The sequence below is a fragment of the Thalassobacillus sp. C254 genome, assembly GCF_001310615.1.
On sequence record NZ_BAXQ01000028.1, the window covers coordinates 1 to 26,963 of the forward strand.

Here is a 26,963-nt window from a genome sequence, read left to right on the forward strand (position 1 = left end):
TATATGTTATTTACAGCTACATTTTTTATAATAAATTTACTAAGTAAGTGGGAGGATTTATGAGTAGGCCATCTGGAATTAATAGTGAAGATACCAAAAAGTTAATTGAGGATAAAGCAACTAAATTGTTTGAATTAAAAGGCTTCGCAGCGACATCTATGTCAGATATAAAAACTGAAACACAATTAAGCAAAGGAACTATTTATTACCACTTTAAAAATAAGGAAGAGCTTTATTTATTCTGTATAGAACAAGCATTAAACAAATTTATTAACGAGTGGGAAATACTGATGGTAAAAGAAGAGTGGGCTACTGATAAATTATACTTGTGGGCGCGTTTATGCAGTTTAGAGATTCACAATCCTTTAATCACAACATTATCGGAGTATATGATATCAACAAAGAAAGAAAAATCTTTTGTCGTAGAACTGTTCAAGCCTGAATTTGAGGTCGTTTCGGAGATAATTAAAGAGGGTATTCGTAAAAAAGAGTTCAATAAGGACTTAAATGTTGAAGAGATAAGTGTCATTCTATTAGCCTCATTTCCGGATTATACGATACAGCATTATTAGCGTTCAATACTCAAGAATCTAAAGAGCTTCTTTATAAAAAGGCCATAGACACTGTTATCAACGGAATTAAAACTAACTGACAAATTGTTATTGCGGTTCACCTTTAGTGGAATTCCATACCTTAGATAACGGTCATCTGAACAGTACCTTGCTCGGGCTTATAAAGTTACCAGGGCTTCTGTTGAAGAAGCCCAAATGGACGGATACATTTCCCTGCGTCAATAAAGTATTCCTTTTCTACACCCTTGTAGTCCATTTGGACATCACCCTTTTCCTGAATGTAAGAGATTCGCATTAGTCTTAAACAATGGAATGTTTTTCTAAACGGCCGATGCATTGATACCATAAGTTTTTCAAAATGCTTTTGTAAAAGATATATTAATACTTACGTGCAACATCCATCACCTTGAGTCTAGTTATTAACCAATTTTTAAGCGGCTGCTGTCTGTACGTACTTTATAATAACAAAATATGGAATATATACATAAGAGCGAATATTCTTGTATAGTGAGGAAAATTTGTACATGAAAATTCATTACCCAATCTTGATTTTAAATTCACAAATGCAATTTACAAATGACCTACAACAATACTAATATGATTTAACAAGCGAGAGCCTTTGAACAATGAAACCCAAAAATTCGATTCCTCTAACGTTAAGGAATCGAAATTTTAGGTTGAATTTTATTTAGTGTACAAAATTTCCGAAGTGTTGACGAGAATCTAGAAAGAGACGACTTTTATGAGTAACAACCAAACGGTCACAGTGAGTTTTCATATGTCTCTTCTCATTTTTTTAGACGTAATTTTGGCATCACAAAAGGTGACAACAATGAAGAGTTTATTTTATGGGCTTATGGGACAGCCCTTTGCTGTAGCGAATTCCCCCTGTCACTAAGGCGAATACGAAGTAAGGGCAAACCTTTGCTATCGTATCGCAGCCTTCTCTGTTCCTTCGGGTATCTCGTGTACAGCATCCATGAGCCGAAGAGAAGCTGGGTGCTCAAGCTGATAAAGGTTATTAATATTATCGATATTTTCCATAATTCTACCGTTATCCGTTACGGCGACAGAATCTGCAATATATCTAACCACTTGAAGATCGTGAGATATAAAAAGGTATGACATATAGAATGTTAACTGAAACCAATTTCCTTCATAAAATAAACCTTTCTGAATATACCATATAACTATTTTAACAATTTATTAAGTTTCATTAGAGAATAAATACCAATAAAAAAAGGTAATTAATGTATACGCGATTTGCTATTTTCTTTAAAGATTGGTTTAGTATAGCGAATTTATCAACAGCATCAATCTACTGTACAGTAATGACTCTGTTGTTTTCACCTTTCTTATTAAACATACACAGCGTTGAATAAGACAATTGTATAGATTTTATAGTAAACTATTAGTATTTGCAAAAGGAGGCTCATTCTTATGAATATTTTACTTTTAGGGGCAACTGGACGAGTGGGAAGTCATTTAGTTACTCACGCCCTGGACGCCAGACATCATGTTACTGTATTAGTCCGTACTCCAGAAAAAATTCAAATAAATAATGAAAATTTAAACGTTATTCAAGGGAATGTTTTAAATAAAGAAGATATCGCACAGGCTATGCATGAAAGTGATGTGGTTGTAAGCGCATTAAACACTGATGGCACAACCACTCTATCAGAAAGTATGCCACTTATTATCGAAGCAATGGAACATGAAGGTACAAAACGTATAATAACTATAGGAACTGCAGGTATCCTGCAAAGTAGAACCACGCCAACTTCCCTGCGCTATCAATCAAATGAATCAAAGCGTAAGTTAACCCGTGCAGCGAAAGAACATCATAAAGTTTACGATATGCTCAAACAATCAGCCTTGAATGGACGATTGTCTGCCCTACCTACTTGCCAGATGGCGAAAAAATAGGCAAATATCGTATAGAGCGAAATTTTTTGCCGGAAGATGGAGTTAAAATATCCGTACCGGATACCGCGGAATTTACATTCAGCCTGCTTCAAACAAGCGATTATATAAAATCACGTGTAGGGATTGCCTATTAATAGTACTTTTATACTACTTCCGGATTGGGAATTGCCTCAGGTGAAGATTGTGTTCTTTCATATCAATACTTAAGTGCAACACCCATCACCTTGAGTCTAGTATTAACCAATTTTTGAGCGGCTGCTGTCTTTACATAGTGCCCATAGTTTATCGCTAACATTTGTGTTCTCTTCATAAGCAGGATAAACACTGGTACCAGTAATTTGTTTCATTTGCTTGATGAAACCCGGAAATTCTTTTGGTGACGGTTGCATGATTTCCAGTTTATCGTTGAATAGTTTCCCGGTTGTACGTTTAAAGTCTTCCTCTGTACAAATCTTGAAATACTTATCAGCCATATAGGAAGCCGGTGGAATGAATAAATTTTGTACCCAGGCGATCATTTTGTACTTTGGTTTGAATTTTTGAATCGTTTCCTTAGACATTTTTGCGCCATTGATTTGTAAGGCATTGACTTTGATCCCGTCTTGTTCAAACTTCTCAGCCATCTTAAACGTTAATAAAGTGAGTGCCATTTTCGATTCGGCATACATTTTATACACACTGAATGACTTAATGATTTCTTCGTGCTTACCATCCAAATAATCTATCTTTCGTTTTGTGTCAAAGAAATGCTTAATGATATTGCTTCCTGCATGAAGGATTCTCGGATCTTCAGACTTTCTCAATTGATCCAATAATAAGTGTGTCATAAGAAACGGACCAAAAACATTGGTGGCAAATGTGAGTTCAAAACCATCAGCACTCTCTCGGTATGGTTCTCCGTGGTTAAAATAAGCAGCGTTATGAATAAGAATGTCCAGCTGTTCATAGGAACTTTGAAAGGCTGAGCAAAACTTACGAATCGATTCGAAGGAGGATGTATCGAGTTCCATCAGCTCGACTTGATTATTGGTAGTGGCTTCTATGATTTCTTTTTGCACTTTTCTACTAATATCCAAGTTGCGACAGCCCATAATAACCTTGTAACCCTCTTTAGCAAATCGTAACGCAGCTTCCTTCCCAATTCCCGAATTTGCCCCGGTAATGATCACCGTCTTGTTTTTCATTTTTATATTCCTCCTCGAATATACCTTTCCTTGTTTTCTTCCTTATGCAGGCAAAGCGCCATGTTTCCTCCTAAATAAGAACAAGCATATTGTCCCTGCAATTCCACCTGCTAAATGAGGATATGACCAACAGAACCAAACAAACCAAAGACAATAGCTATAATAGAAACTCCAAATAAAATAATAGGCAATACAACATTCGGCAGTTGAAAAATCAACTCTTTATCCCTCGGGAATGCCAAATAATAATAGAATAGTAGTCCAAATCCTGCCCCACTAAATCCAATACCAGCTTCTCTCCATAACACAATGGATAACCCGCCTGCCAAAATACATAAAACAATCAATGAAAAATACCTGTTTTCCCTAGTAATTGTTCCACCCACGGGCCTACTAACAGCAACACTGCCATATTTAATAAAAAATGATAAGGTTCTACATGTACAAGACCATGGGTAAGGATTGTGTACCATCTTTCTGGTAGCTCATCATTATTTAATGCTAGAAACCGTATATGTTCTGGGTCACTTAAACGGGCAACAAGGAAGATCATCGACGATAACGTAAAAAATAACAAAGTAACAGGCGACTTTTTCAACCTTTGGATCATTTCCAATTGTCTACTCTCCTCTTCCTTTCTTTACATCTATAGCTTTGTTGGTCCCCTCTTTCCCGCTTCTTACATTTCATTTAAAATAACATATGTTATATATCATGTATTATTTTATATGCCGAATCATGTTTTTGTAAATACATTTTCATTGAAATTTTTTCCTTTTTTATTTTCATTTTCATTTAATTGGGTTATGGGCGAAGGGAAAACTGGAAGTTAGACGTAAAATTGCATAACGTAAATCACTGAATATTAACATTGAAAAAAGAGGGCACCCAAAAGTGTATAAATTTTGGGCACCCTCTTCATCTCAAATGTTTGATACGTGTAATAACATTACCTTTACTGTAAAAAAACGAACCAAGAAAACTTGATATTCAAGCTTGGTTCGGGTAAGCAATTCCAATTATTCTTTTTCTTTTCGCACTCGAGTAGCAATCATCACATCTTCAGCAACATCGTCTGAGATCGCAATCATTTTGTCCAAATCAAATTCCTTCGGGAGCAGCCCGTTGGCAACCATGATCGTAAGTCCCATTTGAAAGGCTCTCATCTTAAATAAAATCATCATCAGTTCGTCATCTGTAAAACCTTCAAGCGTTGCATCCTTTTTCATATGTTCTACAAGGTCACTACCCATTTCTTTCTCATGATTCTGAAAGTAATCGTTTGGTTTCATCACAAAATCCCTGATCAGAACTGGATATTCCTGAGCAAAACGAAGACTGGCAACCCCAATATCTCGAAAGGTGTTCCCGGAATTTCTTCATATATCATGTGTTGGCTTAGTTGAACGACTTTATTTGCTACGGCCTGTTTAAGTTCATCAACATCATTAAAATTTACATAAATTGGTGCAATTGAACTCCCTAAACGATCCGCTACTTTCCGTATGGTGATACTGTCAATTCCTTCGCTTTTTGCGATTTCAAATGCTGCATTAATAATTTGTTCCTTCGTAAATTTCGTCTTAGGCGGCATGGAAGTACATCTCTCCTATTTACATACTATAAATATCAACCAATATATATCAGTTATTATATATTAATTTTATCATGTATCATAGTACATTAGCAAAAGGGCAGACATGGGCGAACTGGAAGTACGCAACGTTGTTAGTCCTGGAAAAGCTAAAACGAACCAATGAATATCTTCTTAGGTCATGACCTAATGGTAACAATATTCTAGTTCTTCACAAATAATGTAGGAAAAAAGTTCTTTTTAAAACAATGTAAGCGCTTAATATGTATTTTTCTGCCAATCTATTATAAAATATGAAAAAGGTCACTTATGCAAATACAGCTTCCCAAAAAGGAGGTAGAAAAATGAGGTTTATGAGTTTTCAAGATCAAACAAACGTAATCAAAGTGAATGACGAAGATTATGGCAAAGCAATAGACCAGTTTATCGAAGAAACGAAAAGAAGCGAAAACACAGATAGAGTGACAATGTTAAATATTAACAAAGTAGAAGATGAAGAAGGTGTGTATTCAGTGCATTTCCGTGTGTATAAAGATAAGAATAAAATTGGCCATTAGCATCAATTGGATCTAATTTTTAACAGAGTTTGATCCCTTTTTCTCTAGGCTTCTTTCATAGGGTGACTGTTTCTGTCAACACTTGTTCTCACCTTCTTTCCTTTTAGTCAAGTACAGTAGTAAAAACACCTCCTCAATTTTTTTATGAGGAGGTGTTTCTATAGTTGGTTTAATTTTTATCAGGTCCTTATGGTCTCATTAAGCCTACCCTGCTTTGCTGGAACTGGGCCACTTTGTCCAGTCACTGTATTTTAGTTCTCTCTCAGCCGATTCAGTTTCCAGTCCCTCTTTTTCTTTTTTTAGAGACTCTTTATTCCTCTTTGGCAAATACACTTCATAAATCTCATCGTTACCATCTTTTATTTTCAGGAGCCCCTTCTCTTCATCCTCTACATTGAAACCTGGTTCTGCTCCTTTTTTTAAGGAAAATTTTATTTCATGAGGTGCATAAAAGAGAGTCCCTTCTTCTGAAGAAAACTCTTTACCTTCAGGAAGTGTTTCTTGATCGTATGCCTTATACCCATAATCTAATAACTTTTCTGTGTCCTGATAACTTTGCTCAGCCGTTCCACTCTTTAACACTACAGCAATCAGTTCATGTCCGTCTCTTTCGGCAGCTGTTACGAGTGTAAACCCTGACATTTGGACAAAACCATTCTTCACGCCAAACGCTCCCTCGTAACGCCAAAGCATGCGGTTGTGGTTGTAAATGTCTGTTTCCCATCCTTCACCGTTCCATTCCATTTCTTTCGTGGAAACTATATTTCGAAAGTCATCATTTCGTAAAGCATACCTTGTGATTTCAGCCATATCATAGGCTGTCGTATAATGGTTTTCATTAAAAAGCCCGTGGGGATTTGTAAAGTTAGTGTTTTCAACATTTGTCTTTTTCCTTACAAACTCATTCATTTTCTCTGAAAATTCTTCTTCACTGTCTGCAATATGTTCTGCAATTGCGTGACCCGCGTCGTTGCCTGAATTAATCATTAACCCTTGAACCAATCGCTGCAAGGAAACTTCCTCGTCTTCTAGAAGATAAACACTTGTTCCTTCCACCTCAGTAGATTTCTTACTAATGGTAACCCTTTCTTCAGGGTCTGCCATTTCCAGAGCCATGATTCCCGTAACTATTTTTGTAATAGAAGCAGGATACATTTGTTTATGTCCTTGCTCTTCGTATAATACCTGGCCTGTTTTACCATCCATTAAAAGAGCAGCTTCACTGTGAAGAGTAATCTCTTCCTGTGCGAAGGATTGGATTGATAAAGAAGTTGATAGTGTGATTATTGAGAAAATGACTACTAGAATTCTTGCTAACATGCGTATGATTTCTCCCTTTTATTAATTTTGTGATAAAAGTAAATATCATGGAAACTATACAGATAATTGTTTTACAGGCGGGAGTATTTATTATACCGCTCAATAAAACAAAACCTTCTCATCCTAACACTAAATAAAAAGTATGAAAAAACTGTGAAGAACGAAAACCAATAGGGTGTACATGGGATAGGATTTGTCTTTAAAATAATTCTTTCAACGAAAAAAATTTGCAGAACCATGTCAAATAACATTTTACACTTTTATATAAAAAGTAAAAGAGCAATAACATGACTAACAACTTTTACATCACTCACGATTCATATGAGGTGTTTACTTACGCTTTTCCACCCAGGCATAAGAGCGTCACTTCGTGCATACTAAACGTAAATAGCTGCTTCCCGCGAAAGGAAGCAGCCATCACTTATTACTATTATCTAGTATTACTAATGTTTTATTTCCAGAAACTTTCGTATCAATATTTTTGCTTCTATCCTCTCATCCTTGCTAAAGGACCTTCTTCATTTATGATATCGTCAAGCTTATAAATAGGAATGGGAAACATTGGATAACCTGCATAGCCAGGACTGATCGAATACCTCTGAAAAAAGATGACAAGAGATTTATCAGCGATATAAAAGTCCTGGTTTTCACTCACTGTTACAGGAGTTTCAAAGACCGGTATTTGAAGCTCTTCTATCTGCTCATTAACTAACAAGGATAGCCGTTCAGTGTACGGACTCCCTGGTATAAACAAATCCTTCAGTTCGTATTCTTCTCCCGTCTGTAAATCAAAACTGAGAGAAGAAAATGCACTTGCAGGATGTGCCATACCAGGCATCTTGGCTTCACTACCAAGAGTAAGACTCAAAACATTTCTCTGCAGGTTTTTTATTTCAAAGCAGCCATTTACCGACGTTTTTCCCCAATGAAGGTAACCTAGTTTAGCGAAGCTTTGAAGAAGCTCTGTTACTTTGCTCGTAATCTTTCGGTTTATTGTTTGTTGGGTAATGAATGAAGGCACGCCAAACAATTGAGGAAAATAAACCACAGACAAGGGAAACTTCCAGGATACGGTGACCACTATAGGAGGAACAGGAAAGGAATTCATCAAATCACCTCATTGTACATGAATTCCTTTAAAGGTATTCAGGGACAAGAGAAGATATTTCATTTCCTTATTTACTATGTAGTAAATTTGTTTTTAAAAGCTCATGAAATGCATCTTATTTTTATATTTTTTTCAGAAATATGTGTGAACCGCTCCCTTTTAAAACCAGGAGTTCGCTACTTTTTTGTACTATTTTAGGAATATCTATTCCGAATCCTACTACACTTTTCAAAAAGTCTGTCCTAACAATATCGCAAATACTAGAAAGATGAGAGCCCTCGCCACACCCTGTATCAAGTATAGAGATTATTTTTTTGTCATAAGGAATGAAAAGGTGTTCATTTATAATTTTTGGCAATTTCATGGCTTAATGGTTTATAAAATCCACCTTCGGTAATAAGTTTCCTTTGTGCTACCTTTGCTGTACTTGGTGTTTACTGTGTGAGTTGTCAAGTTCATATATCCTTGCTTGGCAAATCAAACGTATGGTAAGTTGAGCAGTTTAAACTTTTAAAATCAATAACCTTCATAAACGATTTACATATTGGACAAGCAAAAATTATGAGAGCTTTATTTTTTTTACTTTTGTGTTTCTTAATTAATGATTGTGGCAATGATTTATTTGATAAAACTAAATATGATAAGTCATCTTTTGAATAAAAAAAGACAATTACTTTTGGCGTAATCGTCTCAAGATTGTTGTTGTATAGCTAATATGGTTGTACTATGCAGCAAAAAACTTTGTTTGGTATTTGTTCCTTCCCAAATGAATTTACTGCTGTATTATCTGAATAAGGTTGCCGCAAGTATCATCGAAGACAGCTATTGTAATTTGTCCCATTTCTGTTGGACCCATAGTAAACTGCACTCCTTTTCCCACTAATCGTTTATACTCCTTGTGAATATCCGAAACACCAAACATTGTTACTGGAATTCCATCGTCAAATAATTTCTGTTGATACTCTTTTGCTGCTGGGTGTTCATTCGGTTCGAGTATAAGCTCAGTTCCGTCTTGTTCATCTCGTGAAACCACCGTAAGCCATCTATGTTCTCCTGTAGGAACGTCATGCTTTTTTACAAATCCCAACGTTTCTGAATAAAATTCTAATGCCTTGTCTTGGTCTTCTACGAATATACTGGTAACAATAATCTTCAAATGTTTTTCCTCCCTTAATATTTAATTGATGCTCTACTATTGATCGAGCTTGGAGCATAAACCCTAAAAACCGTTAAATGTTTTTAGAAAAGTTACTCAATCCAGCCTTTCAGCAAATTTTTAAGTGGCTCATTGTTAAATATAAGTACTCGATATTTCCCCTTTCTTTTTGATTTTACGAGCTCAGCATCTTCCAATGCAGTAAGATGTTTTGCTATCGCTTGTCGTGAGATGGAAAGGTCGTGCTTCATAATGAGACGTGTTGTAAGTTCATACAACGTTAATTCATTGCGTTCAGATAGCTCGTCTAATATAAGCCGCCGAGTGGAGTCACTAAGTGCTTTGAATATAGCGTCTTTGTCCCAGTTCATATATCGAGTATAAGCAACCATGAGGTTGCGTGTCAATCATAAGCAACTAAAAGGTTGCATAATAAACTAAAGAAGTTATCATTCAAATCATTTTATAAACTAATTAACAATGTGCAATAGTCTCTGTTGGAAAAACGCTTTAGGAAAATGAGCATCCTATCTGCTTTTATAACTAGTTTCTTTCTCAAGACACATCCTTCATCCATTTATTGCTGGTCTTTCATATAAGTAATATTGGTCAACCTTGCTGCACAGTGTCTGTCAAATACGAAAGACGACCACCCAAAAAAGTGATCGCCTTTTTAATCATTACCAGGATATTTGTGTCTGCAACAAATAAGCTCATACGTGAATTCAACAGAAATAAACGACCAACATTGTTGATCGTCAATCTTATTGTGCATTCGACTAACATATATGTAAGATAACTAAGTAACCTTTTTTTACAAACTTTTTTTGTAGTATTCACGTAATTCAAGTGCATTATTTTCCCATACTATTGTACGACCGTGAATTAATTGACCAAGGACATCCAAGCACCTATGCCATCCTGCAGCTATATATAACGCCATCGTTCGATCATCAAACGTATGTCTAAACGTCAAGGCGCACCCTTGATCATCTTCATGTAGGCTTATCTCTAACAAATCATCAACTTCCCGAAAACAAAAAGAATATGGAGGATTTAGTTCGGTAATAACCGCCTCATAAATTGAACCTTCACCGTCATCGAACTTTATCTTTCCACCAACCCTAAGATCCATATCTCCAGTTGCAAATGGATACCACTGTGTGAAGTATTCTGGATTCGTTATAAAACGAAATACTTTTTCAGGACTAACTGGATATTTGCGTTCAAAAACCAAAACGGGTCTTCCTTCTTTTTCATGGAGACTGCCATAGTTACTCATGTGTGTTACCTCCTTTTTTCTAATGTTAATATTCCACGTGTGTCAATGGTAAACTATATAAAATTTAATAATCATAACACTAGGGGCTTAAAAAGTCCTAGAGAGATACGCAACTGCTTCGCTCTCCGATCGCCTATGTTTTAAAAATCCACTTATGTCATCGCCTAAAAGCGGGGCAGCTGCTAAGCTCCAATCCAGAGTGATGTCTAAAAAGTAAAAATCGAATTTGAGACACCACTTGCCATTGTAACTACCATTATTCACGGTCCGCTTCTGTATCTTTAAAACAATTTTCATTATCATTTTCAACTACATGTTTAAGGATTGACATCTTATTATTCCAAATATGAAGTTATTTCCGAGATTGCTAATTCCTTCTTGGCAAGCAAGCGGAGAACCTCTCTTCTAGTTGGATCAGCAATAGCTTGAAAGACATCATGCTTTACTGCTGTCACTTATCCTTCAACAACCTTTCGAAGTCCTTCATTAACAATCCCATCCCAACCATTATCCATTCTTTCACGAATAACAGAACTTTTCTCGTTTGCTTTTGGAAGGACAGTATCTGGAGTTTTCCAACCAGCATGTATAAGTGTAAATTCCGTTTTTTCACCCAAGTCTTTAAGTAGAAAAGAAACGACCCAACCATCTGTGTCCCATGAAAACGAAATTTTGTTCGGTTCATCCACTTCTAAAACTATACATGGAGATGGACCAAAAGGGGATTGTACATGGAACTCATGTCCAACTTTAGGTTCAAAATCATTTGGCATAAACCATGATTCAATCCCTTCGGAAGTTGATACCATATCCCAAACTTTTTGTATAGGCGCTTCAAATACTACTGTTTGCTTAATATCTTGTAGTGTTTCCATTTTTATTACCCCATTTAACATAAATTAAATTAAACCATTTGGTTTCATGTCTACAATACGTTCTTTTTATATTTCCTTTATTGTTGCACAGTATCCGTCAAATACAAAAGACGACCACCCATAAAAGTGATCATCTCTAAGATTTTTTATCTTACCAGTATTGTTGTACTGTTCAGTAAAAAATCATTTGTGTATTATATGAAGAATCAATTACATACTTTAGAGACACTTAATATCCTTAATTAGAGGAAAAAATAATTGCTTACTCCGTCTTCTGCGCAACTAGCATGTATAGAGATTCTGCCGGAAAGAATTTCCCCATTACTTTGAATCCTGCTTCGTTCATTTCACGCTCCATTCCTTCCAAGGTAATTCTCGGCACTTTCCCGGAACTTATCTTTGGTTCAAGTTCTAGACAGATTAGATAGCCTTCATTTTTCAGTACATTTTTCATTTGCTGTAATAGCGCTGAGAGGGGCTGAATTTCATGCAGGACCAGAGAAGCAATAATGATATCGATAGAACCATCTGCTAAAGGAAGTGCCTCCATACTCCCCTGCACTGGGACAATATTTGTCACCTGTTCCTCCGCAGCTTTCTCATTTATTATTTCCAGCATAGCAGCGTCGATATCAAGTGCGTATACGTTGCCCTTAATCCTTTTCGCCGCAGGGATGGAAAAATAACCGGTTCCAGCGCCAAAATCCAACATGCTATCCGTTTCTTTTAAAGGAATCATGTTCAGCAGTTGCTCTGGAGAGAATTCCTTTCTCCTTTCGGGACTTTCCAAGTACGATACTTTTCCTTTACTGTGTTTACCATGTGAGTGATGCATCAAATAAATCCTCCTATTTTCTATTTCTCCTGGCTAAATTTTTCTTCAATAAGTGCTGCATTCACAGCAATGGCAGCCATACTACCTTCCCCTGCCGCATTAATTAACTGGGAAGGACCGGCAATTCGCGTATCACCGCAGGCATACAGTCCTTCTATGTTCGTGCGTTGCCAGCTGTCAGTTGTAATCCCTCCCTGCTCATTTAACGTATAATCGAGTGAATCAAAAGAAGCAGCCTGTTTGTTTCCACTCCGCAGTGATAAACCCTCCTTCACGGAGCACTGATACTTCCCCGTTTTCTGTTTCTACTTGAAACAAGTTGTTTTCTTTATTTATACGATACACCCGTTGCCGTTCCAACCTCACGTCCGGGTACCTACTTAATTCTTCTTGGGCAATCCTTTTGAATTCCTGGGGATGTATACCATCCCTTGTGATAAACCCGTGGGACTCAGAAGTCACCGCATTTCTCGGTTTGTTGTCATCAAACAGGACCATTTTACGTCTTGATCTTCCAAGTACTAAAGCAGCATTTAACCCAGCCGGTCCTCCGCCAATCACAGCGCAGTCTAATATCATCTTGTTCCCTCCCTCAATAAATGTATATTTTTCTTATTTCTGTTTTGATTCTGCCTCTTTAGCAATATCGATCAGAAGCTTTGATGCCAGTTCAGTTTTCATATTTTCCTCTGCCTGTCTCATGACGTTCTCAATCAAGCAGCCTTGATGATGAATGGAGCAATCGAATAAGCTAGTCTCTCCTTCAATCGCATGAATAACATCCAAAAAGGATATTTCATGTTTTGTTTTGGAGATTTTATAACCTCCCTTCGCGCCAGGAGTCGATTCAATCAAACCCGCTTTCGTAAGTTTGGTTAAAACCTTGGAAAGATACGTCGGAGAAAGGTGCTGCATTTCGGCTAATTCCTGCACTCCCACTGAGCTCCCCCCAGGCTGCAGCATTAAATGGACCATCGTATGCAGAGCGTAGTTTGTAGCGTTTGAATACCTCATACATAACCTCCTTACACTTAAAGGATATTAAAGACTCTTAATATCTATAATGAGGTTGAGTTTATCACTTGACATAAAGGAAGTCAACTTGAGGGTTATTAAACGTCGACTAAAATCCATTACCTTAAGTACAATATTTCACAAAATAGAAAATTTTATTTGTTCGTTGCCCAGTATCTGTCTAATGACAACCACTCTTTTTGAATTAGATATCTTTTATACTATTCACGTTTCGTTCATGAGAAATTTTGGCGTACCTTAGAGCTGGATCAGGTGATCTGTGACCTAATAATTTTTGAATAGCTAGGAGTTTTGCTCCATTATTTAATGATAATATTACAAAAGCATGTCTTAAAAAAATATGGATTTATTGTATCTTCCAAAGCTGTCCTTTTAGCTCTTCCCGATTTCTCTTAGACTTCCCCGTTTAGATAATCCTCTATGGGATTTTCTCTCTTTGGCCATCAAGGCTTTACTATCATCTTTTTCGTTCTTTTGAATATTTATTAGTTTGGCATGTAACGGGAAGCTTTGTTCTAATCATAATCAACACAACTTTATTGCACTTCGTTGCTTTATTGGTGGGTTTTCGTTACGCATCTTGCTAGCGTTTTATAATGTGGAAAAGAAGAATGACGATTACTCTAAGCATAACTGTCTCTTAATGATTGAAATTGCCAATATCGTTGTACTGTGCAGTGATCTTAGAGGGGTAGCTTTAATAAAGTTATGGATGAGTTATACACTTGAACTTTTTGATTGATGCTATTAAAGTATATATACAGTGAAGGACTGTCATTAGTAATGAATAAGCTCAATATTTTCAACTTTTATTTTCAGGAACACAGTTTCCTTTGAGAAAGGGTTCGGATAGATGATGAAAGAAAATTTTTGGCATGAGTTGCCTCGTCCATTTTTTGTATTGGCACCAATGGAAGCGGTGACGGACGTCGTGTTCCGTCATGTTGTCAGTGAAGCCGCTAGGCCTGACGTGTTTTTTACAGAGTTTACAAACACAGAAAGCTTCTGCCACCCGGATGGGATTGACAGTGTGCGAGGGCGTCTGACGTTCACAGAAGACGAACAGCCAATTGTTGCTCACATTTGGGGAGACAAGCCTGAAAAGTTCCGAGAAATGAGTATCAGAATGGCTGAAATGAACTTTCGTGGCGTAGATATCAATATGGGGTGCCCGGCGCAAAATGTTGCGACGAAAGGGAAAGGTTGTGGACTGATCCGGCGCCCAGAGCTGGCAGCAGAAATTATCCAAGCTGCAAAAGCAGGCGGACTCCCCGTCAGTGTAAAGACCCGTCTTGGGTATACGGAAGTTGATGAATGGCACGACTGGCTGAAGCATATCTTGGAGCAGGACATTACCAATCTGTCCATCCACCTCCGCACGAAAAAGGAAATGAGTAATGTTGATGCCCATTGGGAGTTGATTCCCGAGATCAAGCAGCTCCGTGATAAAGTAGCTCCGGATACGTTACTAACGATCAACGGAGATATTCCTGACCGACAAAAGGGATTAGAACTCGTTGAAAAATACGGCGTGGATGGTGTTATGATCGGACGGGGTATCTTCCACAACCCATTTGCCTTTGAAACAGAGAAAAGAGAGCATACCAGTGAAGAGCTACTCGATCTCTTGAGGCTGCAGCTCGATCTTCATGATAAATATTCCGAAGAACTCGAACCACGGATTTTCAAACCTCTCCGCCGCTTCTTCAAGATTTATGTTCGTGGTTTCAGAGGTGCGAGCGAGTTGAGAAATCGATTGATGGAGACGAACTCCACTGATGAAGTGCGGGCCATACTTGATGAATTTAATAAAGAGAAAGACGGAGTGAAAGAGCAGAAAGGATTTTCTGTTTCTTAAATAGACAAAAGAGAGAGGAGAGCTAGTGCTTTCCTCTTTTTTCATTTAGAAAAAGAAAAACGTTCCTGCTCATGACAGAAACGCATCCATTGAGGATTTTTACAATATCATTCTTGCACTTCATATTTTAACAGTTCCGAGATTGTTACAAATTTATACCCTTCCTCTTTTAACGAAGTAATAATACCTTCTACTGAATTGAGAGATTCTCTTCTACTTTCATACATGACATGCAATAGAATGATTGAGCCAGGTTCTATATTCTCTTCAACATGGTTTACAATTTTTTTTCATCATCAGCAATTTCGGGATAAGAATCAGGCTCGATATTCATATAAATCGTATTTCTATCTTGCTTGGATAGATAATACGGTAACAAAACTAACCTTCTCCCAAAAGGTGGACGGAAAGTGATTTCTCCCCCATAACCGATTTGTCGTATTAGCTCATCCGTTTTATCTATTTCAGCTTTAATAAAAGATGGAGATTTAAAAACCATTCTTTGATGGGAATAAGAGTGATTTCCAATTTCGTGTCCTTCTTGCACGATTTTACTCGCATCTTCAAAATTTTTTTCAATTTCATAACCTGTTAAGTAGAAAGTACCTTTGACATTATGTTTTCCTAGTATATCTAAAATTTCATGAGTATTTACCCCAGGCCCATCATCGAAAGTTAAGGCTACGACTTTCTCGTCTGTTTCTACACTAGTAACTAAACCACCAAAGAATTGGAACGATCTTGATTGAGATAATTCATTTATTAAATAACTGACAGCAATCGATAATATGATGATAAAGATGCTGATTTTTATTATTTTTTTCATTTGTCCCCCATAATTAAACGATATTCCACTTAATACAATGTTTCCTTTTCAAAACAGGTATTCTGTCTTTCTTAATTCTAGCTCTTTTAAATTAACACATCCGGTGTAGCAGCTTATTATTACCATCTTCATACGTGTATTATCAGCTCTCACCTGAGGAACCCCATGGGCAATCTCCAGTATCTGATTTGTGCTTTCTCCTTTGCTCCCTTCCCACCTCAAGTCTTTTTCCAGTAGTAAATCGCCAGCTGGGTCCGGTCGCGAAGCTCTAATTTTTCCAATATTATCGACAAGGTGTTTCTGACTGTCCCTTCCCCAATAAACAGCTGTTCCGCTATTTCCTTGTTGGCTAGGCCCTGGGCAACCAGTACAACAATGTCCTTTTCACGTGAAGTCAACAGCTCCAACCCTTCTCTTTCTGCCGGTTGGATGAGCTGTTTCAGCACATCCGCACCTAAAATTGTGGAACCGGACATTAGGGCGCGAAGCTGCTGTGCCATGCTTGATACAGAGGTTGATTTGATCACATACCCCTCTGCTCCTGCAGAAATGGCGAGCCTGATATTTTTTTCATCTTTAAAGGTTGTCAGCATCATGACACGAACTTGCGGCCAATTTTCCTTTATCTGCCGGGTGGCTTGAATGCCGTCCATAACTGGCATCTGGATATCCATCAGCACAATATCGGGCAGGTCCTCACGGCATAAGCTGATCGCTTCAGCACCGTTGCCTGCAGTACCATGAACCACCATATCTTTTTCGCGAGAAAGAAGCACCTTCAAGCTCTTGCACACAAGCGGATCGTCATCTGCAATTATTATTTTCAAGTCCTGGTCCTCCTCCGTCTATTTTCTATCTAAAGGAAGTACACATATCAACCGGAATCCATCGCCGGCATCTGTAGTGATACTGCCGCCAACAGCTTTTGCTCTTTGGCGGAGGTTTCTCAGGCCGACTCCGTCAAACCTTTTCCCCTTTCCATCTACCACCCCATCATTATAGACGGACATCCTCACGATGTATGGCTGATGTCCAACGTCACCTCGACCTTCGTTGGGTTAACCGCATGGCGGAAAATATTGGTCAGCCCCTCCTTTAAGCACGGGTAAAGAACAGTCCATAAATGTGAAGGCACAGTGGAAGTATCCCCATAAACGTGCAAACGGACAGCACATAACTCAAACCGGCGGCAGATCTCCTCCAACCCATCTATACCTAGTTCTTTGACAGGCTTCATGTTATGTACTGTTTCCCTCAGATGGAAGGCACTGTTATTGATTCGTTGCTGCGCCTGGGCGAACATTTCCTCTGACGCGGGGTCCCCTTCTTTCCAGAGCTGTTCAAAAGCCTGCAAAGCCAAAACTGATGCGGTGAGTTCATGACCAACCTCATCGTGAAGCTGCTGGGCAATTCGATTCCGTTCACTAAGCTCTGCCATCCGCACTCCTTGTACATTCGCTGCAAGAAGCTCTTCTTTTAAGTTCTCCAGTTCGTACCGATCCTTTCGCTGCCGGTCTGCTTCCCGCTGGTATTTCTTTGTCTCTTCCCTCCAGCCGCCGATAATAGCCCCAGTCACCCCTGCTTGAATGAATACAGTAATCAATGATAAAGTCACTGCTTCTGGAAAAACAAAGACGAATATAATTACGGGAATACTACACCATAAACATCTGGCTAAAAAAGCTTCGAACAGCGGCAGAGCCAGTAAGAAAACAGCCGGAGGCCAAAAGATAAATGCAACGAAGCAGGCTACCTGGTCAACGAGGACCGCCGATTCCGGCACATTGAACCTCCAGCGGGCTATGGACATGACTGCAAGAAAAACTAGAAGGATTATACCAGCTTCACTGCCATCACTTCTGAGCCACAGCAGGAAAAGCAGTAGTAACCCCAGGCTTCGGCAAATAAGCACAACTGCTCCTGAAGTCCATTTCTCCTTAAGATCCATCATTCTCGCACACACTTTCCTCTAGTTTCTGCCATCTATTATACCAAATGTCTCAGGAAATCCTTCTTCTGCTTCCTAAAAGCAAAAATGCTGCACTGAACAACAGCATCATGACTAAAGGCACAGCCAGTTCTTCCACTGGCACATCAAAGGAAACCACCCGCATCGCTTCCGCTAACCAGTATGTGGGAATCACCATGACCACGCGCTGGAGAACTTCAGGCATTAGTTCCACCGGCCACATGACTCCCCCAGTCATGGCCATAAGGACAATCACACCACTAACCACAGCAAATGCAGTTTCCTTGTTATGGAAAAGAGAAATCCATGCTAAAGCAAACCCTAAAGCTGTCAGTGTAAAAAATGAGTAGATTATAAACAGAAGGACTGGTGATGGAGTATTATTCCCATGCACAATCACACCTGTTAAAACAGCAGCAATGTTCACCAAGGTCAGAATGAGAAAATAAGCTAACAGGTTTTGCAGCAAGTATTGAAAATGAGTAACCGGTGCAATACTTAGGCGAAGCAATGCTTTGTCGTAACGGTCTTGCATGATGATACCAGCAAGTTTAGCAGCAATAAACATAAGCAAAATGCCATAGTATTGAAAGCCAAGTGGAATCGGAGGCCATTCCCCCTCAGGAAGAAACATCACTCCTACCGGCAGAATAAGCAGAAAAAGCAAATTTGATCTTTGGCGGAAAAAACGTTTAAAAACAAAGGTAAAGATAGTCATAAAAGCCTCCGTTTTCCTAGATAAGAAGATGTAATTAGGAGAATGACAGAAGAAAAAAGCAAGATTCCAATGCTAATGATTCCTATTTCCAGGTTTTCCCCTGCCATGCTGGCGTACGCCATGTTTTCTCCAAGGGAAAGGGGGTTGCCATAGGTAGACAGAAAGTTAAATATTAGGTTATCTGGCAATGGGAACCATACCCCTGCCACCACCAAAACAGCAATACCGTATGTTGTCCCTAATCTATCCGCCGTTTTGTATTTCTTAATGCCTAATACAAGGTTCAAAAAGACAAGTTGGGAGAATAGTGCAACAGCTGTCAATGTTAATAAGATAAAGAAATGATTGCCCCAATCAATACTGTACATAAACTGGGTATACAAAATAATGACGTAACCTTGAAGGATATTAAAAATTGTACTCGTCAACAAGATGGATACCGCATGCCACTGTATTTCAATTGGCAAAGCATACATTCTCCATCTTGACGAGGACAGGAGATCCTCTTTTATATATTCCATCGTATAAAAACCGCCAAATAGCTGGAAGGCAAATATAATCGTAAAGGCAACTTCGGCCTTTACTAATATTCCAAGCTGCTCATTCACCGCATCGTCAGCTAAAAAGCCGAGCAATGTTATTAGCGAGATAGGAATTAATAGTAAAATAGCAAAACCAACATAGTTCCTTAACATCCTGCGGAACATAAAATAGCTGGATCTTAAGATAATCACTTTTCATTCCCTCCGTCCCGGAGCTGCTTTCCTGTTAAAGTTAAAAATACATCTTCGAGTGTAGGCTTATCCGCTGTTACAGAATGGATGCCGCCAAACTCTTTTGCAACAGTAAGCGCCCTGTCGAGGGTCCCGGCCCCTGCCTGGGAAATGATCTGAATTTCCTTCCCTGTTTTCGATACTTGTTTCACCCCATCGAGTTTTCGCAGCTTTTCTAAAAGCTCATCATCTGGCTCTGCTACCTGGAGCTTGATTTTTTCTTCATGATGAATTTTTTCAACCAGCTCTTGGATTGTACCCTGGGTAATAATATGACCCTGGTCCATGATCACGACCCGTGAGGCAAGATTCTGAATTTCCTCCATATAATGGGTAGTATAAAGGATGGTTGTCCCCCGACGGTTCAATTCACGGATAGCGTCGAGGATATGGTTTCGTGATTGTGGATCTATCCCTACAGTCGGTTCATCCATAATCAGAAATTTCGGCTCGTGAACAAGAGCACAGGCAATGTTGAGCCTTCGCTTCATACCGCCGGAAAATTTATCCGGAAGCTTACTGGCATGGTCTATAAGCCCAACAAATTCAAGCGTTTCTTCCACACGTTTTTTTAATTCCTTTCCTTTCAAACCGTAAATTCCACCGAAAAATTCCAGGTTTTCCTGTGCTGTTAAATCGGTAAATACGGATATCTCCTGTGTTACCAGTCCAATTTCACGCTTGATATCGAGTAAATTAGCCTTCTGTTCCTTGTTGAACACGCGAATGTCACCAGAATCTATCTTTATAGTTCCAGCCAGTGCATGTATCAACGTGGTTTTTCCCGCTCCATTAGGACCCAACAACCCTAAAATCTCACCTTCAGTAATTTTAAGGTCCACATAATCCAACGCTAAATGTGAACCATACCGCTTCACTATATTTTCCATATTGACGATTCCCATCAACTTACCCTCCCAGATAGTATATGTTTAATATTTTTATCTTAAAGAAAGGCGATTATAATGAGTAGTTACAAATGTAATGTTTGAAAGATGGGAGCTTGGTGAAGCTTAGGTTTTATAGCTTTCTACACTGGAGTAATAGGTTATTAATCAAAGAAAACATAACCGAGCATTCTTTGGATAAGAAGTGTATTGGTAAGGACCATAACGGAAATTTACAATTCAGCACTTCACAAGTACAGCACGTACTATTTCTTTCGGACCCTTGTTTCCAACTACCAATTTAATATTGGATCTTAAAAAGATAAAAAGAGTTACCGCTTCTTGTGCCATTGGGATGAAGAAGGAAGGGTTTACACACTATAATTAGAAGAACAATATTATCGAAGGTTTTTTAAAAACAGGCAATACAGAAAGGACTATAAGGAGATAAATTTATTGAGAATATTAGAATAAGGCAAAAAAAACACATAAAAAAACTAAAACACATGTTTATGAATATCCTCTGATTTCTTATTTTAACAGTTATAATTATGGGGGGATATAACCCCCCTGTGAAATACATAGATCTGGTCTGTTGACACTCTTATAATCAATACCCAATTCCATATGAAATAAAAAAAACAAGCGAATACATATTCCTACCAAAATTATTTAATGTAGTGGGAAAAACCACTTTATTTGTCCCTTTAATAAAATGGAAGTATTTATCAGACGAGGATGAAAATTGTTCCATAACAAATAAGTTTCGATTAGACCAGGGTAATCTAATCCATCATTATACTTTCATAAAGAAAACCTCTAAATTCATTATCTTTCTTTTCTCCCTAAGCGGAGAGCTTGCTTCATGCCTCCTTTAAAGGAGAATTTCCCGTACATCAGTACTCCCCCCTTATAAATTCTCGCAGCTAGCAGGTTGACTAAAATGACACTGATAATTAATATCATGAAAATAAGAATAATTTCCCATATAGGATAGTTGTCATTCCCATTCTCAGAAATAATAATTGTGGGGTAAAAAAAGGAATATAGGATAAGATTGTTACAAAAGGGGCATCCGGAACGTTCAGGCCAAATATAGCAAGGAAAAGTGAGATCATGGCCAAATAGATTAACGGTTGTAAAGCCTGGTTCACCTCTTCAGCCCGACTGACTAACGCACCAAGCATCGCAGCAATGCCCCCGTATAATAAATATCCTAAAACGATAAGTATAACGGCAAATCCTACTAAGGATAATTGAATCTCTTCTCCTCCAAGCATTTCCAAAAACGTTGCCCCACTAATGAGATACCCAATAAATGCAGCCACAACTATAGTCAGGATATTAACAAATCCTGCGATTCCGATCCCGATTATTTTGCCAAACATTTGTGTAATTGGGTTCACACTAGATACAATGAGTTCCATCACCCTCGAAGACTTCTCGGTGGCTACCTCTGTAGCAATAATTGAACCAAATAAGATGATAATCATATAAATGACAAAAACAAGGCCATAAACCATCCAATACGATTGCATATGGGTTTCCTCTGTTTGTACCGCATCATTTTCACCTAACGAGGATTCTTGAAAAGAAATGGGATTGTAAATCATGGAAAGTTCTTCTTCATCTAACCCTAATTCATTTGTTACCACCGTTTCTTTTACTCGTTGAACATCCATTTGAACCTGTTGACCTAACATAAAATCAGATCCAGTTCTAAAAAACTCTGCTTCTAGCTGTTGAATGGCCCCTGATAATTCTAAGACATAATCAATCTCATCATTTTCTGCCGCCTGTATGGCCGAATCTGTGTCTTCGTCCGCATAATTCAAATAAGTTAAGTCTCCACTATCTAAAGACGTGAGCAATTCAGCTACCTCTTCGTTCTCGGTTTCGCTTATCACTGCCACAGTAGAGGTATCTGTTTCCTCATCACCACCAAAGGCAGTGATAAGGTTTTCAACATTCATTAAACCTATTACAATCAGTGAAATGAGGATTGTCGACCAAACAAAAGCTTTTGATGTAAGCCTATTTCTTGCCGTATGTTTAATTGTGATCCAAAAGTTATTCATCTTCCTCACCTCCTACTTTAGAGATGAAAATGTCATGCAAAGATGGTTCTTCTATTTCAAACTTCCGTACAAACCCCTTCTCAAATATCACACGAAACACATCTTTCTCAACTTCCTCGTTTACTACTTTTACTATAGCCCCGTCTGTTGTTTTATTTACCGATAAGATTCCTGGCAGTGCTTCAAAAAACTTAAGTCATAGTCAGCATGAATACTAATACTTTTCAAACCAAAGGAGCGTTTTATATCTTTTAATCTTCCTTGTAAAACAGGCTTCCCTCTTTTTAGCATAATAAGATCTTCGCACAGTTCTTCTACATTGCTCATTTGATGACTAGAAAAAACTATTGTCGTGCCCTCACGGTGAAGGTCGAGTACCGCTTCTTTCAGCATCTCCGAATTAACAGGGTCAAGTCCACTAAATGGTTCATCCAAAATAAGCAATTCTGGCTTATGTAACACGGCAGATATGAACTGTATTTTCTGTTGGTTGCCTTTAGACAATTTCTTCTATTTTTTTATTTTCATAATCTAAAACTTGAAAACGCTCAAGCCAAAGACGCAGTTCTTTTATGATTTCTTTCTTTTTCATCCCTTTTAAGCTCATTAAATATAACAATTGTTCTTTTACTGTCAGTTTTGGGAAGAGACCACGTTCCTCCGGCAAGTACCCAACTAAATGTGTTCTTTTGTAGGTTATTCGTTTTCCATCCCAGGTCACGTCTCCTTCCGTAGGGTCAAGGAGTCCGAGGATCATTCGAAAGGTGGTTGTTTTTCCAGCCCCATTTGCGCCAAGCATTCCAAACATCTCTCCCTTTCCAACTGTAAGAGAGATATCATTAACAGCATAAGTACTATCAAACTTTTTCTTTATATTGCTTATTTCAAGCGTCATGTTCCATCCACTTCCTTAGTCACATTTTTCCCTAGGTTCATTTTTTCTTTACTTACTTCTTCAAATAGCAAGAAAAAAGGAATCCAGGAATGAGCATCTTCCATTACCCCAACTAGTAGCACTTCCAACGATATGGCCACTGATTGTTCCATTAGAAAGTAACACAACAATGATTTAGCACCATAGTACGCCTACTTCCATGTGTATATGTTTATATAAACACCATAACACTTAGGTGAAGAAAGCAAAAGTATTTTTTCTACCTTTGGTAAATTATTATTCTACTCCCCCTTTTTGAAAAACAATTTATATACGGTATAACTCTCTTCATTTAATAGAAGAAAGTATGATTGCACCACCACACTTTTTTCCTTCTACAGTGTGATTACAAAATAACAATACCCAGGATGATAAGTAATAGCCAGGGGGATCGACCTTATTAATGCCATCAGGGACAAACATACATACGGTTATTTCTACCATTACGTTTCACTAGAGAATAAAATATGTTAATAAGTAAACACCTTTAACCAACTAAGAAAGAATGGTCTACTCCCCATCCTTTTTTAGGTTATCTTAGAAATTGATCAGCAATAAAAATTAATCAAAAAAGCTTTTTCTAAATATCTTTTCTCCAGCTTATTCTACTCATGGTAAAGGTTATAACGGGAGAAAAATTGACCTGTTTTTACCTTTATATTAACTCGTCAAAAGGCAGCTTTAGATTTACATAGCTGAAAGGGATGTAAATAATGGAACGAATAGAATATAGTATGCCCGCGCTAATTAATTCAACCAAAGAAATTAAAGTCAGAATGAATACAGGTACAGAAGTTTTATCTTGCAAAAATATTTTAAAAATCGTTTCCAAAGAATTTCAAATGCGATAATCCCAAAATTTGACACAAACATAGTGGTAAAAAACAGGGGAAGGTAGTTGCCCAATCTAAGGACATTTTACATTTAGTAGACATAAGTAGATAATTACAATTGTCAATCTGAAAAACTGGAATTTATTAGATTGCAAAATATTAGTAAAGTTAGAACCCATCCCAGGGCAAAATTTAAGATAGGTTCAGATGAATATAAAATAGAAAGAGATCTTGGGGATATGACTACAATTTTATTAAAAAGTGGCGTTAAAATTGTTGAAATGAAGTTTGACAAAAGAATGCCTCCTCGAAATGTGGAGATTCTTTTTTTAGAGGAAAAAGATAATATTCCAATATTGTTATGCATATTACATACGTACGAACTATCCAGAAAGTAAGTCCACGATTAAAATAAAATCAACGAGTTCAGCTCATGATGTAATGGTAGGAAGTTTGTAAAAGTTTTTTTTATGTATACGTTCTTCATTAGATAACCTGTCGAAGTTGAATTTCTCTTCTGGTAAATATAATTGGCCTATGTTCATAAACTTGTGATAGACGCTTATCATCTCTAATGTAAAGTTTCCATTATATCTCTTTTGAGTTTCTGCTTTCCCTGCTAACGTAAGCCAATTATCAAGTGACTTTCTCTGTTAGCCTTTCATCGTAGAAAATATGTAAAAAAGACCTTAATGGAGACAATGTTAAAAAGACTCTCTCTCAAAGCTCATTTTTCCCTAACCTCAGATATTACATATTACCAAGGTGTCTGTAAGAAATCCTTCCATAAAACCAAGTGTGAATATTTTTCTTGTAAATTTTAAATTTTTGTGACAATTGATTTAATGTTTCTACCACAAAAAGGAAGTATAACTCCCTCCTCCCTCCTCTTACCAAAGTTAATCTCTTCTTTAATTTCCTTATATTACTTGCACGTAATCATGTTTAGCACGTTGAGGAGACTCAAAAAAAGCCTTAGAATAGGTTAAGAATGCCTGTGGTAACGGTTTCTAAGGTGCAAACAATGTATGTTTTGGAGGGGACTGCATGACTTATTGCTAATCCAGCTCACCATTCATGCGCTTTCGGCATATAATTAATCTAATTTGTATATTGTTCCCTTATCTTTTTAAACATAAGATAATAAATAGGTTGTTAAATTTTCTTACAATTAATTTATAGGATGACAGAATTGAACGTCAGAAAATCTTACTAAAATATTTACGTGTTCAAAGGGGCGTTACGATTGACTACTTTTCAAGCAGTAAAACAAGTTGAGTTAGAAATCACAAAGCAGTATGTAGATGATGTTTTTGAAATAATGAGAAGACGGAATCCAAATGAGCAAGAATTTCACCAGGCCGTGAAGGAAATTTTTGACTCGCTCGTTCCTTTTTTAGCAGAGAATCCTGTCTACCGGAAAAACAATGTACTCGAGCGTATGATTGAACCCGAAAGAATGATTACTTTTAGTGTTCCATGGATGGATGATGAGGGTAACGTAAAGGTTAATCGTGGATTTCGTGTCCAGTTTAACAGTGCGCTTGGACCGTATAAAGGCGGACTCCGCTTTCACCCTTCCGTCTCTGCAAGTATTATTAAATTCCTGGGGTTTGAGCAAATCTTTAAGAACTCCCTGACTGGCCAGCCCATTGGCGGAGGAAAAGGTGGATCGGATTTTGATCCTAAAGGAAAATCCGATACAGAAATCATGCGATTTACGCAAAGCTTCATGACTGAATTATCAAAGCATATTGGACCAGACACCGATGTTCCTGCCGGAGATATTGGCGTAGGTGCTCGTGAAATCGGCTATATGTTTGGTCAGTATAAAAAGCTTCGTGGTGCATACGAGGCAGGTGTCCTAACTGGAAAAGGCTTTGAGTACGGAGGAAGCTTAGCTAGAAAAGAGGCAACAGGGTACGGAACGGTTTACTTTGTAGATGAAATGCTAAAAGATAAAGGACTTTCTCTAAAAGACAAAACCGTAGTTGTATCCGGATCAGGAAATGTTTCTATTTATGCAATGGAAAAAGCTCAAGAATTAGGAGCAAAAGTAGTCGCATGCAGTGATTCAAGCGGATATATCTATGACAAAAACGGTATAAACCTTGATCTCGTTAAAAGACTGAAAGAACAAGAAAGCAAAAGAATCAATGAATACTTGAACGAAAACCCTCAAGCTGAATTTTATGAAGGCTGTAACGGTGTTTGGACGATCCCTTGTGATATTGCTTTGCCATGTGCTACTCAAAATGAAATAGATGATACCTCTGCTAAAATTTTGGTTAGTAACGGAGTAATTGCCGTTGGTGAAGGAGCAAATATGCCGTCTACCCTTGAAGCGGTTGAAGTATTTCTAAATAATAATGTATTGTTTGGCCCAGCAAAAGCAGTTAATGCTGGAGGAGTAGCAGTTTCTGCATTAGAAATGGCTCAAAACAGTGGCCGTATTTCCTGGACATTTGAAGAAGTAGACGCTAAGTTGAAAGAGATTATGAAAGATATCTACAGTACTTCGATGGAAGCTTCTGAAAAATATGGTGATGCCGGCAACCTGGTTGTTGGAGCAAACATAGCAGGGTTTAAAAAAGTTGCTGATGCTATGATTACTCAAGGAGTCATATAAAAAACGACACATAC

General features: G+C 37.8%; 28 protein-coding genes and 5 pseudogenes. 6 read left to right on the plus strand and 27 right to left on the minus strand.

Annotated features, from left to right (window positions below):
* The first annotated feature begins 59 nt into the window (after window positions 1-59).
* On the plus strand, window positions 60-572 hold the full coding sequence (locus JCM19033_RS18655; RefSeq protein WP_269758381.1) for a TetR/AcrR family transcriptional regulator: 513 nt from the start codon (window positions 60-62) through the stop codon (window positions 570-572).
* Between the two features lie 927 nt (window positions 573-1,499).
* On the opposite strand, the gene JCM19033_RS18660 is transcribed toward JCM19033_RS18655, so the two are convergent.
* Window positions 1,500-1,700: a hypothetical protein gene (locus tag JCM19033_RS18660; protein ID WP_054637439.1), complete on the minus strand. Its 201-nt coding sequence runs from the start codon at window positions 1,698-1,700 to the stop codon at window positions 1,500-1,502.
* A 312-nt stretch (window positions 1,701-2,012) separates the two neighbouring features.
* Here JCM19033_RS18660 and JCM19033_RS18665 point away from each other — a divergent pair.
* Window positions 2,013-2,632: pseudogene (locus JCM19033_RS18665) on the plus strand (NAD(P)-dependent oxidoreductase).
* Between the two features lie 102 nt (window positions 2,633-2,734).
* Here JCM19033_RS18665 and JCM19033_RS18670 read toward each other — a convergent pair.
* The 4 genes and pseudogenes from JCM19033_RS18670 to JCM19033_RS26555 all read right to left on the minus strand — a co-directional run bounded on the left by JCM19033_RS18670 (window position 2,735) and on the right by JCM19033_RS26555 (window position 5,276).
* Window positions 2,735-3,682 carry an SDR family oxidoreductase gene (locus tag JCM19033_RS18670; RefSeq protein WP_054637440.1) on the minus strand — a complete coding sequence of 316 codons (948 nt, stop codon included), beginning with the start codon at window positions 3,680-3,682 and terminating at the stop codon, window positions 2,735-2,737.
* A gap of 110 nt (window positions 3,683-3,792) precedes the next feature.
* Window positions 3,793-4,292 (minus strand): annotated as a pseudogene (locus JCM19033_RS28470) (rhomboid family intramembrane serine protease).
* A gap of 409 nt (window positions 4,293-4,701) precedes the next feature.
* Window positions 4,702-4,977: a hypothetical protein gene (locus JCM19033_RS26550; RefSeq protein ID WP_269758383.1), complete on the minus strand. Its 276-nt coding sequence runs from the start codon at window positions 4,975-4,977 to the stop codon at window positions 4,702-4,704.
* 11 nt (window positions 4,978-4,988) lie between these two features.
* Window positions 4,989-5,276, minus strand: coding sequence for a TetR/AcrR family transcriptional regulator (locus tag JCM19033_RS26555; protein ID WP_269758384.1), 288 nt, complete (start codon window positions 5,274-5,276; stop codon window positions 4,989-4,991).
* A 344-nt stretch (window positions 5,277-5,620) separates the two neighbouring features.
* On the opposite strand from JCM19033_RS26555, the gene JCM19033_RS18690 reads away from it, so the two are divergent.
* Complete coding sequence (locus JCM19033_RS18690; RefSeq protein WP_054637443.1) at window positions 5,621-5,833, plus strand: hypothetical protein; 213 nt, start codon at window positions 5,621-5,623, stop codon at window positions 5,831-5,833.
* Window positions 5,834-6,037: 204 nt separating this feature from the next.
* Here JCM19033_RS18690 and JCM19033_RS18695 read toward each other — a convergent pair whose 3' ends face one another.
* From JCM19033_RS18695 to JCM19033_RS18745, 12 genes and pseudogenes are all read right to left on the minus strand, one after another.
* Complete coding sequence (locus JCM19033_RS18695) at window positions 6,038-7,153, minus strand: D-alanyl-D-alanine carboxypeptidase family protein (RefSeq protein WP_054637444.1); 1,116 nt, start codon at window positions 7,151-7,153, stop codon at window positions 6,038-6,040.
* Window positions 7,154-7,640: 487 nt separating this feature from the next.
* The gene (locus tag JCM19033_RS18700; RefSeq protein WP_054637445.1) at window positions 7,641-8,261 is read right to left on the minus strand and encodes an RsiV family protein; all 621 of its coding nucleotides are present in this window, start codon (window positions 8,259-8,261) and stop codon (window positions 7,641-7,643) included.
* Between the two features lie 772 nt (window positions 8,262-9,033).
* Window positions 9,034-9,417 (minus strand): VOC family protein, encoded by a 384-nt coding sequence (locus JCM19033_RS18710; RefSeq protein ID WP_054637447.1) that lies wholly within the window; start codon window positions 9,415-9,417, stop codon window positions 9,034-9,036.
* A gap of 92 nt (window positions 9,418-9,509) precedes the next feature.
* Window positions 9,510-9,788, minus strand: a complete 279-nt coding sequence (locus JCM19033_RS18715; RefSeq protein ID WP_054637448.1) for a helix-turn-helix transcriptional regulator — start codon at window positions 9,786-9,788, stop codon at window positions 9,510-9,512.
* A gap of 238 nt (window positions 9,789-10,026) precedes the next feature.
* On the minus strand, window positions 10,027-10,203 hold the full coding sequence (locus JCM19033_RS24500; protein ID WP_198153573.1) for a hypothetical protein: 177 nt from the start codon (window positions 10,201-10,203) through the stop codon (window positions 10,027-10,029).
* Window positions 10,204-10,231: 28 nt separating this feature from the next.
* Window positions 10,232-10,699 carry an SRPBCC family protein gene (locus tag JCM19033_RS18720; RefSeq protein ID WP_054637449.1) on the minus strand — a complete coding sequence of 156 codons (468 nt, stop codon included), beginning with the start codon at window positions 10,697-10,699 and terminating at the stop codon, window positions 10,232-10,234.
* A 344-nt stretch (window positions 10,700-11,043) separates the two neighbouring features.
* A pseudogene (locus JCM19033_RS28475) lies at window positions 11,044-11,154 on the minus strand (ArsR family transcriptional regulator); the annotation flags it as partial.
* Complete coding sequence (locus JCM19033_RS18730; protein WP_054637450.1) at window positions 11,155-11,595, minus strand: SRPBCC domain-containing protein; 441 nt, start codon at window positions 11,593-11,595, stop codon at window positions 11,155-11,157.
* Between the two features lie 241 nt (window positions 11,596-11,836).
* Window positions 11,837-12,409 (minus strand): class I SAM-dependent methyltransferase, encoded by a 573-nt coding sequence (locus JCM19033_RS18735; RefSeq protein WP_269758394.1) that lies wholly within the window; start codon window positions 12,407-12,409, stop codon window positions 11,837-11,839.
* Between the two features lie 20 nt (window positions 12,410-12,429).
* Entirely contained in the window at window positions 12,430-12,684 is a 255-nt protein-coding gene (locus JCM19033_RS27690) for an FAD-dependent oxidoreductase (RefSeq protein WP_306301400.1), read from the minus strand.
* Window positions 12,632-12,988: an FAD-dependent oxidoreductase gene (locus tag JCM19033_RS27695; RefSeq protein WP_306301401.1), complete on the minus strand. Its 357-nt coding sequence runs from the start codon at window positions 12,986-12,988 to the stop codon at window positions 12,632-12,634. Before JCM19033_RS27695 ends, JCM19033_RS27690 begins: the two co-directional genes overlap by 53 nt.
* 33 nt (window positions 12,989-13,021) lie before the next feature.
* On the minus strand, window positions 13,022-13,423 hold the full coding sequence (locus JCM19033_RS18745; RefSeq protein ID WP_054637452.1) for an Rrf2 family transcriptional regulator: 402 nt from the start codon (window positions 13,421-13,423) through the stop codon (window positions 13,022-13,024).
* A gap of 877 nt (window positions 13,424-14,300) precedes the next feature.
* Here JCM19033_RS18745 and JCM19033_RS18750 point away from each other — a divergent pair.
* On the plus strand, window positions 14,301-15,302 hold the full coding sequence (locus JCM19033_RS18750; protein ID WP_054637471.1) for a tRNA-dihydrouridine synthase: 1,002 nt from the start codon (window positions 14,301-14,303) through the stop codon (window positions 15,300-15,302).
* Between the two features lie 107 nt (window positions 15,303-15,409).
* Here JCM19033_RS18750 and JCM19033_RS18755 read toward each other — a convergent pair.
* The 10 genes and pseudogenes from JCM19033_RS18755 to JCM19033_RS23780 form a co-directional block, all read right to left on the minus strand.
* Window positions 15,410-16,128: pseudogene (locus JCM19033_RS18755) on the minus strand (polysaccharide deacetylase family protein).
* 218 nt (window positions 16,129-16,346) lie between these two features.
* Complete coding sequence (locus JCM19033_RS18760; RefSeq protein WP_054637453.1) at window positions 16,347-16,955, minus strand: response regulator transcription factor; 609 nt, start codon at window positions 16,953-16,955, stop codon at window positions 16,347-16,349.
* Window positions 16,956-16,973: 18 nt separating this feature from the next.
* A complete protein-coding gene (locus JCM19033_RS26560) occupies window positions 16,974-17,138 on the minus strand; it encodes a hypothetical protein (protein ID WP_269758385.1) in 165 nt (54 codons plus the stop codon).
* Window positions 17,139-17,140: 2 nt separating this feature from the next.
* A complete protein-coding gene (locus JCM19033_RS18765) occupies window positions 17,141-18,079 on the minus strand; it encodes a sensor histidine kinase (RefSeq protein WP_269758386.1) in 939 nt (312 codons plus the stop codon).
* A gap of 49 nt (window positions 18,080-18,128) precedes the next feature.
* Entirely contained in the window at window positions 18,129-18,815 is a 687-nt protein-coding gene (locus JCM19033_RS18770; RefSeq protein WP_054637454.1) for an ABC transporter permease, read from the minus strand.
* The gene (locus JCM19033_RS18775) at window positions 18,812-19,549 is read right to left on the minus strand and encodes an ABC transporter (RefSeq protein WP_083465585.1); all 738 of its coding nucleotides are present in this window, start codon (window positions 19,547-19,549) and stop codon (window positions 18,812-18,814) included. Before JCM19033_RS18775 ends, JCM19033_RS18770 begins: the two co-directional genes overlap by 4 nt.
* Entirely contained in the window at window positions 19,546-20,493 is a 948-nt protein-coding gene (locus JCM19033_RS18780; RefSeq protein ID WP_054637455.1) for an ABC transporter ATP-binding protein, read from the minus strand. Before JCM19033_RS18780 ends, JCM19033_RS18775 begins: the two co-directional genes overlap by 4 nt.
* Window positions 20,494-21,437: 944 nt before the next feature.
* Window positions 21,438-22,553, minus strand: coding sequence for an ABC transporter permease (locus tag JCM19033_RS18785; protein WP_269758387.1), 1,116 nt, complete (start codon window positions 22,551-22,553; stop codon window positions 21,438-21,440).
* Window positions 22,546-23,448: pseudogene (locus JCM19033_RS18790) on the minus strand (ABC transporter ATP-binding protein). Before JCM19033_RS18790 ends, JCM19033_RS18785 begins: the two are co-directional and overlap by 8 nt.
* A complete protein-coding gene (locus JCM19033_RS23780; RefSeq protein ID WP_157049970.1) occupies window positions 23,445-23,600 on the minus strand; it encodes a hypothetical protein in 156 nt (51 codons plus the stop codon). Before JCM19033_RS23780 ends, JCM19033_RS18790 begins: the two are co-directional and overlap by 4 nt.
* A gap of 869 nt (window positions 23,601-24,469) precedes the next feature.
* Between JCM19033_RS23780 and JCM19033_RS18795 the strand changes: the two genes are divergently transcribed.
* Window positions 24,470-24,718 carry a hypothetical protein gene (locus tag JCM19033_RS18795; RefSeq protein WP_054637456.1) on the plus strand — a complete coding sequence of 83 codons (249 nt, stop codon included), beginning with the start codon at window positions 24,470-24,472 and terminating at the stop codon, window positions 24,716-24,718.
* Between the two features lie 848 nt (window positions 24,719-25,566).
* Complete coding sequence (gdhA, locus tag JCM19033_RS18800; RefSeq protein ID WP_083465586.1) at window positions 25,567-26,949, plus strand: NADP-specific glutamate dehydrogenase; 1,383 nt, start codon at window positions 25,567-25,569, stop codon at window positions 26,947-26,949.
* Window positions 26,950-26,963 lie beyond the last annotated feature (14 nt).

Coding starts and splice junctions, on each gene's coding strand:
- JCM19033_RS18735 (WP_269758394.1), bottom strand. CDS start 12,409: ATGCATCACTCACATGGTAAACACAGTAAAGGAAAAGTATCGTACTTG.
- JCM19033_RS18745 (WP_054637452.1), bottom strand. CDS start 13,423: ATGAGGTATTCAAACGCTACAAACTACGCTCTGCATACGATGGTCCAT.
- JCM19033_RS24500 (WP_198153573.1), bottom strand. CDS start 10,203: ATGTTAGTCGAATGCACAATAAGATTGACGATCAACAATGTTGGTCGT.
- JCM19033_RS18655 (WP_269758381.1), top strand. CDS start 60: ATGAGTAGGCCATCTGGAATTAATAGTGAAGATACCAAAAAGTTAATT.
- JCM19033_RS18690 (WP_054637443.1), top strand. CDS start 5,621: ATGAGGTTTATGAGTTTTCAAGATCAAACAAACGTAATCAAAGTGAAT.
- JCM19033_RS18770 (WP_054637454.1), bottom strand. CDS start 18,815: ATGACTATCTTTACCTTTGTTTTTAAACGTTTTTTCCGCCAAAGATCA.
- JCM19033_RS18750 (WP_054637471.1), top strand. CDS start 14,301: ATGAAAGAAAATTTTTGGCATGAGTTGCCTCGTCCATTTTTTGTATTG.
- JCM19033_RS18670 (WP_054637440.1), bottom strand. CDS start 3,682: ATGAAAAACAAGACGGTGATCATTACCGGGGCAAATTCGGGAATTGGG.
- JCM19033_RS18695 (WP_054637444.1), bottom strand. CDS start 7,153: ATGTTAGCAAGAATTCTAGTAGTCATTTTCTCAATAATCACACTATCA.
- JCM19033_RS18660 (WP_054637439.1), bottom strand. CDS start 1,700: ATGTCATACCTTTTTATATCTCACGATCTTCAAGTGGTTAGATATATT.
- JCM19033_RS27695 (WP_306301401.1), bottom strand. CDS start 12,988: ATGATATTAGACTGCGCTGTGATTGGCGGAGGACCGGCTGGGTTAAAT.
- JCM19033_RS18715 (WP_054637448.1), bottom strand. CDS start 9,788: ATGAACTGGGACAAAGACGCTATATTCAAAGCACTTAGTGACTCCACT.
- JCM19033_RS26560 (WP_269758385.1), bottom strand. CDS start 17,138: ATGTCCGTCTATAATGATGGGGTGGTAGATGGAAAGGGGAAAAGGTTT.
- JCM19033_RS23780 (WP_157049970.1), bottom strand. CDS start 23,600: ATGGAACAATCAGTGGCCATATCGTTGGAAGTGCTACTAGTTGGGGTA.
- JCM19033_RS26555 (WP_269758384.1), bottom strand. CDS start 5,276: ATGCCGCCTAAGACGAAATTTACGAAGGAACAAATTATTAATGCAGCA.
- JCM19033_RS18785 (WP_269758387.1), bottom strand. CDS start 22,553: ATGAATAACTTTTGGATCACAATTAAACATACGGCAAGAAATAGGCTT.
- JCM19033_RS18700 (WP_054637445.1), bottom strand. CDS start 8,261: ATGAATTCCTTTCCTGTTCCTCCTATAGTGGTCACCGTATCCTGGAAG.
- JCM19033_RS18730 (WP_054637450.1), bottom strand. CDS start 11,595: ATGTTAAATGGGGTAATAAAAATGGAAACACTACAAGATATTAAGCAA.
- JCM19033_RS18720 (WP_054637449.1), bottom strand. CDS start 10,699: ATGAGTAACTATGGCAGTCTCCATGAAAAAGAAGGAAGACCCGTTTTG.
- JCM19033_RS18780 (WP_054637455.1), bottom strand. CDS start 20,493: ATGGGAATCGTCAATATGGAAAATATAGTGAAGCGGTATGGTTCACAT.
- JCM19033_RS18765 (WP_269758386.1), bottom strand. CDS start 18,079: ATGATGGATCTTAAGGAGAAATGGACTTCAGGAGCAGTTGTGCTTATT.